General features: G+C 59.1%; 13 protein-coding genes and 1 pseudogene. 7 read left to right on the top strand and 7 right to left on the bottom strand.

The annotated features are described in order from the left end of the window. Window positions 1-55 precede the first annotated feature (55 nt). Complete coding sequence (locus tag BISU_RS07720; RefSeq protein WP_024463978.1) at window positions 56-841, top strand: DUF4191 domain-containing protein; 786 nt, start codon at window positions 56-58, stop codon at window positions 839-841. A 263-nt stretch (window positions 842-1,104) separates the two neighbouring features. Then, entirely contained in the window at window positions 1,105-2,541 is a 1,437-nt protein-coding gene (gene glnA / locus BISU_RS07715; RefSeq protein ID WP_024463977.1) for a type I glutamate--ammonia ligase, read from the top strand. Between the two features lie 213 nt (window positions 2,542-2,754). Here the strand turns inward: glnA and BISU_RS11665 are convergent, their stop codons facing one another. The 5 genes from BISU_RS11665 to BISU_RS07690 form a co-directional block, all read right to left on the bottom strand. Continuing rightward, complete coding sequence (locus tag BISU_RS11665; RefSeq protein WP_024463976.1) at window positions 2,755-4,827, bottom strand: ATP-binding cassette domain-containing protein; 2,073 nt, start codon at window positions 4,825-4,827, stop codon at window positions 2,755-2,757. 878 nt (window positions 4,828-5,705) lie between these two features. Further along, the gene (locus tag BISU_RS07705) at window positions 5,706-6,368 is read right to left on the bottom strand and encodes a TetR/AcrR family transcriptional regulator (RefSeq protein ID WP_024463975.1); all 663 of its coding nucleotides are present in this window, start codon (window positions 6,366-6,368) and stop codon (window positions 5,706-5,708) included. A gap of 3 nt (window positions 6,369-6,371) precedes the next feature. Next, complete coding sequence (locus BISU_RS07700; RefSeq protein ID WP_202805570.1) at window positions 6,372-7,694, bottom strand: ABC transporter permease; 1,323 nt, start codon at window positions 7,692-7,694, stop codon at window positions 6,372-6,374. 7 nt (window positions 7,695-7,701) lie between these two features. Continuing rightward, on the bottom strand, window positions 7,702-8,580 hold the full coding sequence (locus BISU_RS07695; RefSeq protein WP_211222957.1) for an ABC transporter ATP-binding protein: 879 nt from the start codon (window positions 8,578-8,580) through the stop codon (window positions 7,702-7,704). A gap of 48 nt (window positions 8,581-8,628) precedes the next feature. Then, window positions 8,629-9,795 carry a P-loop NTPase gene (locus tag BISU_RS07690; RefSeq protein WP_033502567.1) on the bottom strand — a complete coding sequence of 389 codons (1,167 nt, stop codon included), beginning with the start codon at window positions 9,793-9,795 and terminating at the stop codon, window positions 8,629-8,631. A 239-nt stretch (window positions 9,796-10,034) separates the two neighbouring features. Between BISU_RS07690 and BISU_RS07685 the strand changes: the two genes are divergently transcribed. Together BISU_RS07685 and BISU_RS07680 are read left to right on the top strand one after the other, a co-directional pair. Next, window positions 10,035-10,481, top strand: a complete 447-nt coding sequence (locus BISU_RS07685) for a hypothetical protein (RefSeq protein WP_024463971.1) — start codon at window positions 10,035-10,037, stop codon at window positions 10,479-10,481. Next, window positions 10,474-10,686 carry a helix-turn-helix transcriptional regulator gene (locus BISU_RS07680; RefSeq protein WP_024463970.1) on the top strand — a complete coding sequence of 71 codons (213 nt, stop codon included), beginning with the start codon at window positions 10,474-10,476 and terminating at the stop codon, window positions 10,684-10,686. The genes BISU_RS07685 and BISU_RS07680 overlap by 8 nt, the downstream gene beginning before the upstream one ends. Before the next feature lie 18 nt (window positions 10,687-10,704). Here BISU_RS07680 and BISU_RS13560 read toward each other — a convergent pair. After that, window positions 10,705-10,887, bottom strand: a pseudogene (locus tag BISU_RS13560) (type II toxin-antitoxin system RelE family toxin); the annotation flags it as partial. A 276-nt stretch (window positions 10,888-11,163) separates the two neighbouring features. On the opposite strand from BISU_RS13560, the gene BISU_RS13555 reads away from it, so the two are divergent. Then, entirely contained in the window at window positions 11,164-11,394 is a 231-nt protein-coding gene (locus BISU_RS13555; RefSeq protein ID WP_161787724.1) for an Abi family protein, read from the top strand. Window positions 11,395-11,405: 11 nt separating this feature from the next. On the opposite strand, the gene BISU_RS07675 is transcribed toward BISU_RS13555, so the two are convergent. Then, the gene (locus BISU_RS07675; protein ID WP_024463969.1) at window positions 11,406-12,590 is read right to left on the bottom strand and encodes an ABC transporter permease; all 1,185 of its coding nucleotides are present in this window, start codon (window positions 12,588-12,590) and stop codon (window positions 11,406-11,408) included. Between the two features lie 437 nt (window positions 12,591-13,027). On the opposite strand from BISU_RS07675, the gene BISU_RS07670 reads away from it, so the two are divergent. After that, on the top strand, window positions 13,028-13,312 hold the full coding sequence (locus tag BISU_RS07670; RefSeq protein ID WP_024463968.1) for a hypothetical protein: 285 nt from the start codon (window positions 13,028-13,030) through the stop codon (window positions 13,310-13,312). Window positions 13,313-13,357: 45 nt separating this feature from the next. Then, window positions 13,358-15,124, top strand: a complete 1,767-nt coding sequence (locus tag BISU_RS07665; protein ID WP_024463967.1) for a hypothetical protein — start codon at window positions 13,358-13,360, stop codon at window positions 15,122-15,124. Window position 15,125: the final 1 nt, after the last annotated feature.

The following is a 15,125-nucleotide window of genomic DNA, read 5'->3' as shown; positions in this document are numbered from 1 at the left end:
GCATTGCGACGGCAGCATCGTATAACAGCAAATTCAACAGCAAGTGAGGAAGCAGATGGCAGCGCAGGATTCGAAGGCGGGCAAGAAGCCGAACATCGTCAAGCAGATCATCCAGATCTATCGATACACGGCTCCGGAAGACAAGCCTCTGCCTTGGCTCTTGGCCAGCGCCTTCCTGCTGCCGGTGATAGTGTTCGCCGTGGCCGGCGTGCTCATGCACTGGTCCGTGTTCGTCTGGATATTCCTCATGATCACGGCAGCGATGCTGGGCGTGCTTCTTTTCACGATTCTGCTCACCAATCGCGCCGACAAAGTCGGCTACGCGCGCATCGAAGGGCGCCCGGGCGCGGCCATCAGCGTGCTGAGCAATATCAACAAGGCCGGCTACAGCTTCCCCGAAGAGCCGGTATGGATGGATCCCAAGACCAAGGACTCCATCTGGCGCGGCACGGGCTACAGCGGCGTCTATCTGCTGGGCGAAGGCGATTACGGCCGCGTAATGCATGCGATGGACCGCCAGGAGCACAACATCAAGGGCGTGACGGCCGGGTCTGCCATCCCGGTCTACCGTATCGTGGTGGGCAAGGGTGAGAAGCAGGTGCGTCTCAAGGAGCTGCGCAAGGCCGTGCTCAAGTGCAAAAGCTACGAGCCGACGAATCATAAGAACGCGCTCATCGCGAAGATTCATCCTCGGCGTCGCTTCATCCTGACCAAGGAGGAGCTCGCCATGCTCAACGATCGACTGCGCACGCTGCAGACGAAGTCCGGCTTCGGCATTCCCAAGGGCATCGATCCCACGCGCCCGCAGCGCATCAGCAGGCGCGCCATGCGTGGCCGCTGATGCCTCTCGCAGCTTCGAACTAAATTTTCCCTTTTCCATAGCAAATAATGTGCCCCGTCGTCAATAGCTGGCGGGGCACATTATTTTTTGCTCCCATGCCTTGCAAATACTCATAAATCACCGTGTTCGGCACAAGCTGTTCGCCTTTGGGAAAGACCGTGCGCACCTGATTTACGAAACATGTTCGTAACCTGACGCGCGAGCCGGAGAAACCCTCTGTTTTACACTTGGATTTCGTAAGTCCACATGAAAGGAGCGGTCCATTGACTGCACTTGAAACTAAGGCCGATGCCGAGGCCCTCATCAATCAGGAAGGCGTGGAGTATGTCTCCGTACGCTTTACCGATCTGATCGGCGTACAGCAGCACTTCACCGTGCCGGCCAGCGAATTCCTGAAGGATGCATTCACCGATGGCATGCCCTTCGATGGCTCTTCCGTCAAGGGATTCCAGGCGATTAACGAGTCCGATATGAATCTGGTGCCCGATGTGAGCACCGCGTTCATCGATCCGTTCCGCAAGCATAAGACGCTCGACGTGGCCTTCTCCATCGTCGATCCGGTCACCGGCGAGCCCTATTCCCGTGATCCCCGTCAGGTCGCCGCGAAGGCCGAGTCGTATCTGAAGTCCACCGGCATCGCCGACACTGCGTCCTTCGCCCCCGAAGCCGAGTTCTTCATCTTCGACAAGGTGCGTTTCGAGAATTCGATGCAGCGTTCTTTCTATGAGGTCGACTCCATCGAAGCTCCGTGGAACAGCGCCACCGAGTACGAAGAGGACGGCACGCCGAACATCGGCTTCAAGAACCGCGTCAAGGGCGGCTACTTCCCCGTTCCGCCGCAGGACCACAACCAGGATCTGCGCGACGACATGGTCGCCAACCTGCAGAAGGTCGGCCTGGTTCTCGAGCGTTCGCACCACGAGGTCGCCGGCGCAGGCCAGCAAGAGATCAACTATCGCTTCAATACGCTGCAGCATGCGGGCGACGATCTCATGAAGTACAAGTACGTTGTGCACGAGACTGCCGCGCTGGCTGGCAAGGCCGCCACCTTCATGCCCAAGCCGATCAATGGCGACAACGGCACCGGCATGCACTGCCATCAGTCCCTGTGGAAGGACGGCAAGCCGCTGTTCTACGACGAGCAGGGCTACGGTGGGCTTTCCGATATCGCTCGTTGGTATGTCGGCGGTCTGATCAAGCACGCTTCGTCGGTGCTGGCCTTCACCAACCCCTCGCTCAACTCGTATCACCGTCTGGTCCCCGGCTTCGAAGCGCCGGTCAACCTGGTGTACTCCGCGAGGAACCGTTCCGCCGCTATCCGTATCCCGCTGGCCGGCACCTCCCCCGCTGCCAAGCGCATCGAGTTCCGTGCGCCTGACCCCTCCTCGAACCCCTTCCTCGCCTTCTCGGCGCAGCTGATGTCCGGCATCGACGGCATCCTCAACCACATCGAGCCCCCGGCCCCGGTCGACAAGGATCTCTATGAGCTGCCGCCGGAAGAGCATGCCGGTATCAAGCAGGTTCCGGGTTCGCTCGCCGAAGCCCTGAACGCTCTCGAAGAGGATCACGACTTCCTGACCGCTGGCGACGTGTTCACCGACGATCTCATTGAGACGTGGCTCGATCTGAAGCGCGGCGAAATCGATCTCGCCCGCCTCGCCCCGACCCCGCTGGAGTACGAGCTGTACTTCCACATCTGAGTCAGTGCGTTTGGCTGTCTTCGGAATTTGCGTTTTCTGTTTCCTAGATAGCTAACGGCAGTCATGGCGGATATATAGTGAAGCCCCGGCAGCTACATGCTGCCGGGGCTTCACTATATATCCGGGCTCGTCTGTGCAGCTTCCCGTCTGTGCAGCTTTCCCAACGGTTCTATGCTGCGACCGACCCGGCCACTAGCCTGGTTCACCCCTGGGTCAGCCGACCTCCCATAGCGTCGAAGCGACTTGGCGCAGGAACCAGCGCTCGTGGGAGACCACGATCAGCGCACCCGGGTAGGCTTGCAGCGCTGCGGCCAACGCCTGTTTGGAATGCAGATCAAGGTGATTGGTCGGCTCATCCATGATGATGAGCTGCGGATGACGTGCGATCCCCAGGCACAGCAGCAGTTTGCGCAGCTCCCCCGGCGAAGGCGATGCGCCGGCAGACAGCCGGTCCGGGTCGGCGTTGAGCTGGGCATAGGAGCTCAGGACCTGCGATTTGACTTCGCTTGGCAATTCGCGCAACTGCGTCAGCGCGCGCTTCGCATCATCGTCGGTGGTGTTCTGCGCAATCATGAGGTAGGGCACTTCATTGCCCTCATCCACGTTGCTCCAAATGCTATGGATATTCTGGATGTTCTGAGTGCTTGGGGTTTTTCGGTTATTCCGGTCATGCTGACTATTCGGTTGATTCTGGCTGCTCGATTCGTCCGGACCGCTCTGGCTGTTTGCCTCGCTTGGGCTGCTATCGGTGCTCGGACCGATTGCCTCGTTCCGGCCGTCGGTCCTATTCCGATTCACCAGGCTTCTCAGCACGGCATTCACCACCGTGGTCTTGCCGCCGCCGTTCGGGCCGGCGACGCCAATATGATCCTGCGGACCGACGCTCAGCACGGGAATCGCCACACCCACGCGAGGGGAATCCGCTGCTCCGGCTGCAAGTGCTATGCCGTCTGCGATTTGCGGCGACTCTTGCGACTGCTCTAGCTGCTGCAGTATCGACTCAGGCTCCGAGCCAGTCGTTTTCGGCAATGACGTGGACAAAAATCCAACTTTCGTGCCACTGGTTGCAGTGGTATCTGCGGTATCGGTGGTAACATCGGCCGCATCATCAATAGCCGACGTCGAACTTTCAGCGTCAGCCATGACCGAATCGCTCGCTGATGGGTGAGCCATTGCCGAACTGGCCATCGTCGAACCAGTCTCCTGCGAAACGACGCGCAATCGAGTCAGCTGTGCCTGCCGATCTACGACCGGCTCAGTCAGTATCTTGTCAGAGCCATAACGAATAACCCCCGCAGGCAGATGCACCAGCTCCCGGCGATGGCTTGGCTCGATATCGAACCAGACCTGGCTGTCGTAGCGCTTCGCCGCAGTCGCTATGCTCGCCGCACGCTCATCGGCAGCAGCCAAACGCCCGCCCAGCTGTGCGTACTGCCGCGCGGGATTGGCGTCGAGGCTCAGCGCCTTCGCGCCGATTCGGCGATTGCGCGCATCATGATCCTTGGGGTCGATCCGCTCTCCGTGCCGCTTGATCGCGTCGGCCTTCTGCACCTGCTGAAAGCGCTCGGCACGTATGCGCCGCAAACGCTTCGCCTCCTTGTTCGCACTCGCTGCGGCATCGCTGGCTGCCCGGTCGCGGCGCTCGACCTGAACTGTCATATCGCTATATCCGCCAGCGAATTCCAGAATCGCAGTGACATTGCGGCCTTCCACATGCCGTCGTTCGAATGCCACGCAGCGCGAGCATACGGCCTCGATCAGGTCCACGTCATGCGACACCACGATGCCTATGCCACCGAAAGAGCGCAGCGCTTCGGCAATAGCCAAGCGTGTGGATTCATCGACATGATTGGTCGGCTCATCAAGAATCAGCAAGTCGGGACGTAGCGAAAGCGCACAAGCAAGCTGAAGCCGCTTCGCCTCGCCGCCTGACAGGCTGTCATAGCGATACGCCCAGTCATCGCCAATGCCCAATGCCTCGCGTATCCGCAAAGTCTCCGGCGACCAGTCGATGGCGAAATCCTCAAGGTTTTCTGGGGCTTCGTCGGTGCGCTGCGGGCAATACGTACTGATGAGGCTGCCCGGTTTCGGCGCGATATTGCCCTTGTCAGGCCTCAGACGTCCCAGCACAATCTGCATCAACGTGGTTTTGCCAATGCCGTTATCGCCCAGCACCGCAGTCCATCCGGGAGGGAAAGTCACGCTGATATGTTCGAACAGCGGCGTCGAAGAGCCGGGATATTCGTAGCTGATGTCATTCAACGTCAGTACTTGTATATGCGCCATAGTGGGTCAGTCCAATCATGAAATGTGGCGCATTGCAAAGAGTTTCAATGATGCTGACGGTATGCGGTGAAACCCAACCGACGCTCGCAGCCTCAACACCCTGGTATGGCGTGGCTTAGTCTGCGAAGCGATGTGATGGGACGAGCGCGGCAATGCGCCTCAACGCGCACGCACTACGAGATCGAGCCATGCATACAGCACAGCCGTCTCGCGCATCCATCATTCATCACAAAAGCAAGGCCAGTAACCCTTTCTCCAAAACCCTAGACCCCTTGGCATATCAGGAATCTCCATCTGGAACCCTACGATACCATGCCACAACACACGTCTTTCGGTCATCCGCGAAAAAGTGCGAAAACCACAGATATTTCGGCAGCTTTTTTTTGGGGGGGGCGAAAACTATGGATTTTAGCCTTTATCAGCAGCCTTCTTGGCATGTGACCGCTGCACGCAATTTTACTAAGCACATTTTCGTGAATAAAGCCTTCGTATGCGATGAAACGAAAAAAGTTCATTCTTTTGGAACCGCGATATTCCGCCAAAATGTTGAGTGCCAGATTCGCCGTCTACTTTCCGAAGTGCTTAATAGACGAAAAATGTGCTTAATAAACGTGGTTTTGTGGCTCTTGCGATATCTGCCCCTAGTATTTTCATCTTCTCAGCACTTTTTTCGTCTATTAAGCACTTGCAAAAGTATAAACCCATTCGAGTCGATTTGATTGCTCACCTAACCCTTGGAATTCCGTCATTCCCGGATATGTGCCGACATGCTCGAAAGACCCCATTAGACAACTGCACTCAAAAATCTGCTTAGTAAATAATCAGACAAGATAGCTGCAACCGAATCTTTGGCATGAATCATCAAAAAATGAGAAAATTCAACGACTCTCACCCGGCGACAACCCCTTCGCGAGGAAATCGACTACTTCGGCGGTGGCGGAGTCGATGTCGAGGTCTGCCGTATCAAGAAGGATGCAAGGCATCGTGGTGCCGATGACGGTGGAGGCGATGGTGCGCATGATTGTCGTAGCGGGCCAATCGACGAGCTGGCCCGCCTGCTGATAGCGCTTCAGAATTGGCTCGATCGTCTCGGTGATGGCATCGGAGAACTGCCCCAGCACCGTCGTGAGCATCTGAGGGTCGTTGAGCACTCTGCCGATCATGATGCGAATGAGCTGACGATTGGATATGGCGAAGGCCATGCGGTCGCGCACAATAAAATCCAAGAACGCCCGAAAGTCCGCGGAATCGTTGCGAGCGATCTCCCCCATGAATTCCTTGGCGAGGCGCGGCACCACCACGGTGGCCAGCGGCGCGAGCAGCGCGTCCAGCAGGCCCTGCTTGCTGCGGTATTTCTTGTACACGGTCCCTTCGGAAACGTGCGCAAGCTGCGCGATGTCCTTGGTGCTGGTGGCGTCGAATCCCTTGCGCGAGAACAGTGCGAGGCATGCCGTGAGCACGGCCTGCTGCTTGTCGGTGAGATCGGACGTTCGCAGACTCGCCGCGAAAGCGTCTTCGACTGGTCGGTTTGATTGGGTCATGATCTACCTCTCCGCAGGCGCGAACGAAGCATTCGATGCGCTCGATGCGCTCGATGCGCTCGTGGCGCTCGAACTGCGCGATTCCACCGAAGCATGAGGTGTGTGCTGCCTATGCAGCGGCGCTCCCATCGTTCCAGAGCGCCGAAGCGTACGCATGGTCAGCATATTGAGCACGAAGAATGCGAGCAGGAATCCCACAAGCACCATAAGATGCGGCGCGACATCGATGAAGCCACTCCCTCGTTCTATAACATCGCTCATACTCGTGGCGCCCCAATACAGGGGCATGATATGGGCGATCACCTGCAGCCAGCGCGGCATGGAATCGACGGAAATAAGGCCGGAGAAGAATATCTGGGGAATGATGACGACGGGGATGAACTGCATCATCTGGAATTCGGTTTTCGCGAAAGCCGAAATCAGCAGGCCAAGGGCGAGCGCCGTCAGCGCGATGAGGATGCTGATAAGCATGACCAGCCACAGGCTGCCCAGAATCTGAATCTTGAACACCTGGATGGCGAACAGCATGATCAGGCAGGTCTGGATGACGGCGAACAGCCCGTAGCCCGCGAGATAGCCTCCAAGGATTTCGCGGAATGTGATTGGCGTAGCAAGCAGCCGGTAGAGCGTTCCAGTGGTGCGTTCGTGCAGCAGCGCCATACCGGAGATGATGAACACGAAGAAGAACACGACGAATGCCATCAACACCGGCAACAGATTCGTGAAGAAGGTGGAGTCTTTGGTGCCGTACAGGTAGTGAACCGAAACCGTGGCGGGTGCTGTCTTTGGAGGAGCCGAGGAAGTCGAAGGAATAGCGGGAGTCGAAGGCTGCGCAGACGCTGCGGGCATAGGAGCCGCCAGCGGGATATTCGCTGCCGTAAGCATCGACGTAAGGTTTGCAAGCTGCTGCTGCATCGCTGTCAAGGCCTGGGTCTGCGCAGCAATGGTCGTTTCAGCAGCTTTGGCTTGCAGTGTCACCTGCGCGGCATGCAAGCGCTGCTCGATAAGCGCATTCTTGCTGATGTCATCGCCCGCTAGTGTGAGGGTCAGTGTGCTGCCGTGCTGCTCAAGCAATCCTGCATAACCGTCGTCTCTGATGATGCGCTCAGCACTGGTATTCGCGTCCTTGCCGCTCGTGGATACCGTATGCACGGTGAGTTCGTCGGATGCAAGCGCCGCAGCAAGCCGGGAATCCACTGACCGCACGCCAAGGTCGGCGCTGGTGGTTCCGACTCCTTGGAACAGGTAATACAGGAGCGTGAGAATGAGCAGCGGCGCGACGAGCATGAGCGCCAGAGTGCGCTTGTCGCGCAGCATTTCCAGCATGACTCGCCTAACGATTGCTATGGTGCGCATCTTGTCCCTTTCCCGCCGCAATGAACGCATCCTCAAGCGTGGGTGCGCTGAACTGCCTGACAACTGCATCAGGCGTGCCTTCGGCGATGTTCATGCCGTCCCGAATCATGATGAGCCGGTCTGATTGCTGCGCGTCCTCCATGACATGCGTCGTCAGCAGAATCGTCTTCCCCTCACCGGTCAATCGGCGCAGCTCAGTCCAAATCTGCCTGCGCAGCTCGGGATCGATGCCGACGGTGGGCTCGTCGAGTATCAGGATGGGCGGATTGCTGATCATCGCAATGGCGAGCGACAGCCGCCGCTTCATCCCTCCGGAAAAGTTGCCGACCTTGGTATGCAGATCTTTCGCTAGCCCGACGACGCCCGCGACCTGCGGAATCGCCGCATGCAGCTGCTGTTTGCTCATCGAAAGAACGGTGCCGAAGAATCGAAGATTCTCCAAGGCTGTCAAATCGGTGTACAGGGCGTCATTCTGCGCCATGTAACCGATGCCGCCGAGCAGCCTGCGATTGGGCATATGCTCGCCGAGCACCTGTACCGCTCCTGACTGCGGGGCGAGCATCCCCATGATGGAGCTCACCAACGTGGTCTTGCCCGAGCCGCTCGGCCCGATAAGCGCGACGATCTCCCCACGCCTGATTGTCAGGCTCACGTCATGCAGCACCTCGGTTTTGCCGTAGCTTTGGCAGACATGCGAGACCGACACCACGGCATCGTCGGTGTTGTCGCCGCCCGGCCTGTTGTTATCTGATTGCGGCATCAGCATTGCCGCCGTTCGCGGCCAGTCGTGGCCGTAGCCATAGTCGTGGTCATGTTCGCCATGCTGCTTCCAATCACTAGGTGAGTGAGTACTCACTTAGCGTACGGCATCAGCAGTCTGTGTCAAATTCCATCACCAGGAGACTCAACTCATAAGCCGCTTCGCCAGCGCCTCGAATGACTGCGCCAGCGGGCTTGAGTCCAGCGCGCCTTCGGGCGTCAGGACTGCCGGGCGGCCGGTTTCGCCAATCTCACGGATCTCGGGCTGCAGCGGCAGCTGGGTGAGCAGCGGCACGTCGGTGCCGAGCGCGTCAGTCAGCTGCTGGCTGACTCGCGCTCCCCCGCCTTCGCCGAAGAGCCGCAGCCGCTCGCCGCTATGGTCGAAGTAGCTCATATTCTCCACGACTCCACGCACCTTCATCGGCACCTGCAATGCCACCAGTCCTGAGCGCACAGCCACGTCAGAAGCGCTGGACTGGGGCGTGGTGACCACGACCAGCTCGGCGTTGGGCAGCGCCTGCGCCACGGAAATCGCCATATCCCCGGTGCCGGGGGCCAGATCGAGCAGCAGCACGTCAGGGCTGCCCCACCACACGTCGGCGAGGAACTGCTCCAAGGAGCGCTGCAGACGCGGCCCCCGCCACAGGATAGCGCGTTCGGAGCCGGCGAACATGCCGATGGAGATCATCTTGACGCCCCACGCGGTGACAGGCATGAGCATGCCGTTCAAATTCGTGGGCTGGGTGTGCACGCCGAAGAGTTTCGGCAGCGAGAAACCATAGATATCGGCGTCGATGGCGGCCGTGTCGTAGCCGAGGGCCGCGAATGTGGCGGCCAGATTCGCCGCGACTGAGGATTTGCCGACGCCGCCCTTGCCCGAGGCTATGGCGAAGATGCGCGTCTTGACGCCCGGCTTGTTGAACGGGTTCTGCCGTCGCTCGGCTTTGAGCCCGGCCACCAAGTCGGCGAGCTTGTCACGGCTCATCGACGACACTTCGATATGCGGTATGAGCGTGGCACGAGGATAGGAGGTTACTGCGCCATTGATCTGATTGGTGATGGTCTGCGAGAGCGGGCAATCTTTGACGGTCAGTTCGACCCTTACCGTCACATCGTAGCTATCGGCGGAATCAGCGAAGTCGGCATCACCAGCAGCATCGGAAGAAACCTCGGAAGTCTCGCGAGCGCCAACCCTTCCGGCAGGCTTCGCCTCGATGGCGGCGATCATGCCCACATCGGTGATCGAACGGCCCAGCTCGGGGTCGATCACTTTGCTCAGGCGCTCGTACAGCTCAGCTTCTATGGTTCGCATCGGCGCAGGCCGTGCGTCAGATTGCACGTTAGATGTCGAGTCAGGCTGCGCATCGCTCATCCGTCTTCTCCTTATTTCGACCCATCGTTTTGCCCCAACCACCCTAGCGCCTCGTCGCACGGCATGCCAGAGCGATTCCTCAAGTCGGCTTCAACCGCGGCCATGGACGCGGCGTGTCACATGTCACCTTAGGATTACAATGTCACCTATAGGTTACATTTCGGCGAAAGAAGCCAATCATGAAGAAACGACAAACCATTGAGGAATACACGGCCCGTCGCGGCCGAGTGGTGCTGTTGATGACACTCGCCTTCACGTGCTTCTCGGTTAGCGCCTGTCTGGAGACACGCCACACCTCCGGGCTTAATGAACCGAACATATCCGCTCAAGCACTGACCTGGTGCGTGTATGCACTTGCTCTTTCGATATGGATATACGGCACTCCCGGCTGGCTGAGCTGGACGCGCGCCGAACGCCGCATCCTCAACGACGAGTTCACCAAGGCGAATCGCGCCAACGCCACCCGCTGGGCGTTCGGAGTCTTCTGCGCCAGCGGATTCCTGCAATGCCTTTCGGCGTTCCACGCCTGGACCGCCCCAGTATGGTGGCCCATAGCCTCGGTCAGCGCGGCGCTTGTCGCCGCTGGCATCAGCTTCGCCATCGCCGACATGCGGGCCAATGCCTGATCTGATCGTCCACCTGAAAGAGTACCGCACCCGCTGCGGCCTGACCCAAGCCGAACTCGCCCGCCAAGTCGGCGTCTCGCGCAAAACCGTCAACACCGTCGAGAACGGCGTCTTCATCCCCTCCACCCCGCTCGCCCTGCGCCTGGCCCAAGTGCTGGGAGTCAGCGTCGAAGACCTCTTCGCCCTCCCTGAGCCCGAGTCGTAATCCGCAGCTCGCCGTCTCTCATGCCATACATTCGCCAAGTGTGCATCCTGCCGGAAACCACAGCGCATGGTAAATCTCCCGACGATGCCCGACTCGAACAACGCACACGGTAAGCGTCGTACCGATGACGTCGCAGACGACTCGATAGCTGCCGATGCGTATGCGCCATGCAGTTTGCTCCCCGCCGACCCCTTGCAGCCGTGCGGCCGCGGGTCTTCGCCAAGGTCTTCGATTGTCTCAAAAATCCGAGTCGATACCTGACGGGGAGGTTTGCGGATTTGTCGCGCGGCCGCCGTCGTGAATTCAATTGCGATAGCTCATGAAACCGTCTCACTGCGATGCGTCATTGAACCAGGCCGGCACGAAGTTCACCCAAACTGACCCGAGTGCCACCATCCACAGCCTTGGCCTCACGGTATTCCGCGACATCCCGATACGAAAACCTATGTTGACATTAATGGAAGGCTGGAATCTATAGTGGACGGCATACATCGCGATTTAAGCCGTTCGAATAGTCAAATGATCAAACACTATGTAAGCCCAACTGAACGTGACACATTAGATTACGCCTTTCGCTATAGAGAAGCACCGATTTGGGTTGCTGTTGAAGTCATGTCTTTCGGTCGAATCACTAACATGCTTACCTATATGAAAGACCCCGGTCCAGCAAGATGCGTCACAGAAGCCATAGGTGTGCACTGGAAATGACCGCTGTCCGCTCACGCATTGATATCCTGCCGGTCGAAAAAGACCATCGAGAGAACGAGCATCATAATCGCCCATGTTGTCATGACCAGCGCTCCTGGTAGAGGCGCAAGAAGGGGAATACCTGGGTATCGGGTGAGCAGCTGGATACCAGCTAGGTCGGGGAGGAATCTGAGGATGGGGAACATCGGAACAAGGCCGATGGTGAATCCGAGCACCATCGGGACCAGAACCACTATGGTCGCGATGATGCTGCGCGTGATGACGGTCAATGACTGAGCGATCAGCGCGATCAATATATAGTTCAACGCCACGGTAAGCACATTGCCTTGCATTTCTCGGGTGAAAACAGGCACGAATCCGCTGCCTGCCGAATTCGCCATGGTCCATTGTTCGAGAAGGACCGCTATAGGAGTGGCGACCAGGCCGATCAGCGTGGACAAGACTGCGGTCACAATCGTTTTCGCCGTCAACAGGCGCGTTCTTTTAGGTGCGGCGGCTAGGCTCGTTCTGATCTGCCCATTTGCGTATTCGCTGCTGACGATCGGCGAGGCCAAGAGGATAATGAGTGGCTGGCCAAAACCGGCCGCCTCGAAGCCTCGGTCCCGCATTGCGATCCTCATTGCGGCATGGCTGGCGCTATTCAAACCAGACGCATAGGCGAGCAGCACCGGGAGCACAACCGCCCCAGCTGCCACCAAAGCCATCCTAGAGCGAGTCACGGCCTTATCTCGCTGCTCACCCAACTCATGTGATTGCTCCTCAAGTCTTTTGACCTTCAGAGAAGCATTTCTCCGCTCGCTCAAAATTCGATACACAGAAGCCCCCAACGCGAATACGGCCATGGCAACAAAGGCGATGGAATAGTATGCATCAAAATGCGCTACAGGATATAAGCAACGAGCAGCGACTACAGCCACAGCCAGAACATCGCAGATTGCCTGAAGATACTGCGGCAGCCATACGCAAAGATAAACACACAAGAATATAGGCAACTGCAAATAAGAATACGGATCTATTCCAACGATCATGAAGAGGAGCAATTCGCCAAACCCGATTACAATCATCGCTGTGGGATTATCTCGTCTAAGCAATATCGTGATGCCCGCCACAACGAGGAAAAACAAAAAGAATGCCACTCCCCATCCGTTCATCACAAAATGATCGATGCTGCTCTCTTCGCCATCGTTTCCAGCCATCAAGCGCACTGTCAGAATCAATAAGCCGCATACGCAAACCAATGGGGCGATGGCACGATATAAAGATCCTCTGCTTCGCATGACTTGCCGCCCTTTCATCGGCTTGGCTGATCAGCCTCACCTTAATCTTCAAGTCATCTCATACGCTAGCGCAAGAGAAAACACGCTGCCAGTCGAGAAACTATGTGTATTCCCAGCCAGCGGCGTGTTCTCGAAACCAGAGTTGGAGAGTGAATCACACCTCAACTTCAATTACAGGGCTCGTACGCTCGCCTAATGTTGGTGCCGGGCGATGGTCGTATTCCTCGGCTTGGGGCAGCAACCCATTCCGCGTCGACCATGCGTATTGGCGGTATGCCTGATTCATGAGTGTAGATACCGAGTATCGTGGTGCCTAAACAATAAGGTTCAGGCACCGCTTCATATAGGGAGGGCCGATGAAGGGCAGAACGATTCAGCTGGCGGTGCTTGTTGCAGTTCTTGTCGCCGCTGTCGGGTCATTCGTAATTCTCAGCGGCCTGGATGCCATGGGTCCGCTGGGAGTCCAGGGCACAGTGCAGGTGTCAGGATCCACGCCTCCCGTGCCCAGCGAGGCAACCGTTGGGGGGATCGGGCGGACGGCTCGCAGCGAAGGCGCTGACATCGTCAAGCTGGTGGAGGACATCCGCGATCCCGGCGGCGCTCGCACGCTCTATGTGGCGGCTGGCGACAAGTCTGGCTAACCCTCCGGCTGGCTTGCACGTGGATATCCAAGGTTCACGCGCTCGGTGAAGACCGCCGTGCTGCCTTTCGACCGGCTTGCGGGGCAGGACCCGCGCGGCAACTACTATGTGTTCGGCGACGCCGCCGCCACGCAGGCATTCGCCGGCCGGTTCCGCGCGGACGGGTACGAGGTCGCCGTCAAGACCGACTACACGGCCTCCTTCATGCAATGGCTAGCCAACCAGCCCCTGGGCGTCAGCTTCCCCGTGACCCTTCTGCTCTGCGCCATGCTGACGGGCATGTTCGCGCTGATGAACGCCAAGGGATACGCCGTGCAGCGACTGCAAGGCAGCTCCGCCCTGAGCATCGCGGCCCGCGACGCACGGGCCAACATCCGCCAAAGCCTCGCCGTGACGCTGATCGCCGCGCTTGGCTTCGTCGGGTTCCTGGGCCTGTACAACCATGCCGCGCATATGGGCATGGCGCTGAGCTTGGCGTCCGGCATTTTTGCTGCGCTGCTCGCGGTGATCGCGGTGGCGTATCTCATAGGGTTCGCGGTAGCGTCGCGCTCGCCGCTGCTCGCCGCTCTCAAGGGCCGGCTGCCGGCCCGTTTGGCTTCCGGGGCGATCTATTGCGTGCGGGCCCCCGCCGTGGTCCTGGCCGCCTGGGCGGTCATCTACGCAGGTCTCGCCGTCGGCCAGGCCATAGATCAGGCCGAGGCGCGGCAGGCATGGAGCACAGCCGGGCAGGCGAGCGCCATCAGTCTCAATCCCCGGCTCTCGCAGGATGAGCAGGACCGGTACTCGGTCAGAACGGGCCGGTGGCTCATCTCGCAGGAGCGGCAGGGCAGGATGATCCTCGCCGAGGAAGGGTACACGCTGAAGGAGCTTTCGCGCTATGCGAGTCAGCCGGGCGCGGCCGGGCGCAACACGCCATCGCTGTCGGGAGATGCATTGACTGTGAATTCGAATTATCTGCGTGCTCAGACGGTGCTGGACGCCTCGGGCCGGCGCATCGCCAAGGTGCCGGACCATGAGGTGCTGGTGGTAATACCGGCCTCGAAGCAGCGTCAGCGCCAGGAGATCGAGAGCGTCATACAAGCGTTCGTGGCGTCTCAATGCCAAATGTATCATGTCGCGACGCCTCGGATCACCGTGCTGATGGGCAGGCCGGGGCAATCGCTGTTCGGCTATGGCGAACAGAACATGCCCAGCCAGAAGGCGGTGTTCCATGACGCGGTGCTCATCGGCGTGGACGCGGGCGCCGGCGTGTTCTCTCCCGACGACTACACGGCGTTCGCCTCCGGGGGCAATGCCATGCTCACCGACCCGGACCAGGCGCTCGTCTCGCTGCGCGAGGCGGGCCTGCAGCCGTTCATCTTCGCCGTGAGCAGCGTCAGCTCGAAGGCGGCCGCCGACTTCGCCAGGCTTCAGGCGAATCTGCGCATCCATGTGATGAACGTGCTCGTCGCCATCGGCATCCTTGTCGCCTCGGCCATCGCCGCCGCCCAGACGCATGTGCGCAGCGATGCGCAGCGCATCTTCGCTCGATACGCGCACGGCTGGGGATTCGCCGCCACCCACCGGCCGTTCATCATCGCCGAAGCCGCCCTGGCGCTCGTCCCGGTCCTGTACTCGGCCTGCATGGTCATCCAAAGCAGGCAGGACGCCGGCCCGTCAGCAGCCTCCAACGATGCCAGCGACATCTATCTGCTGGGCGGATGGCAGTCCGCCTTCGTCGCCGCCGTGACCTTCGTGAACATCCTCATGTACCTGCTGGCGACCGCGCGCTACTCGCGTGCGCTGGCAGCCAACCATTCCAGAGAGGAATAAG

The sequence above is a fragment of the Bifidobacterium subtile genome (assembly GCF_000741775.1).
In the GTDB taxonomy this organism is placed as follows: Bacteria; Actinomycetota; Actinomycetes; order Actinomycetales; family Bifidobacteriaceae; genus Bifidobacterium; species Bifidobacterium subtile.
Note: the sequence above shows the minus strand (reverse complement) of the source record. Positions and strands in the feature narration are given on the sequence as shown.

Excerpts from the sequence above, each read along its gene's own strand:
- BISU_RS07675 (WP_024463969.1), bottom strand. The coding sequence starts at position 12,590 with ATGGCTGGAAACGATGGCGAAGAGAGCAGCATCGATCATTTTGTGATG.
- BISU_RS07705 (WP_024463975.1), bottom strand. The coding sequence starts at position 6,368 with ATGACCCAATCAAACCGACCAGTCGAAGACGCTTTCGCGGCGAGTCTG.
- BISU_RS07670 (WP_024463968.1), top strand. The coding sequence starts at position 13,028 with ATGAAGGGCAGAACGATTCAGCTGGCGGTGCTTGTTGCAGTTCTTGTC.
- BISU_RS07720 (WP_024463978.1), top strand. The coding sequence starts at position 56 with ATGGCAGCGCAGGATTCGAAGGCGGGCAAGAAGCCGAACATCGTCAAG.
- BISU_RS11665 (WP_024463976.1), bottom strand. The coding sequence starts at position 4,827 with ATGGCGCATATACAAGTACTGACGTTGAATGACATCAGCTACGAATAT.
- BISU_RS07690 (WP_033502567.1), bottom strand. The coding sequence starts at position 9,795 with ATGCGAACCATAGAAGCTGAGCTGTACGAGCGCCTGAGCAAAGTGATC.
- BISU_RS07685 (WP_024463971.1), top strand. The coding sequence starts at position 10,035 with ATGAAGAAACGACAAACCATTGAGGAATACACGGCCCGTCGCGGCCGA.
- BISU_RS07680 (WP_024463970.1), top strand. The coding sequence starts at position 10,474 with ATGCCTGATCTGATCGTCCACCTGAAAGAGTACCGCACCCGCTGCGGC.
- BISU_RS07700 (WP_202805570.1), bottom strand. The coding sequence starts at position 7,694 with ATGCTGGAAATGCTGCGCGACAAGCGCACTCTGGCGCTCATGCTCGTC.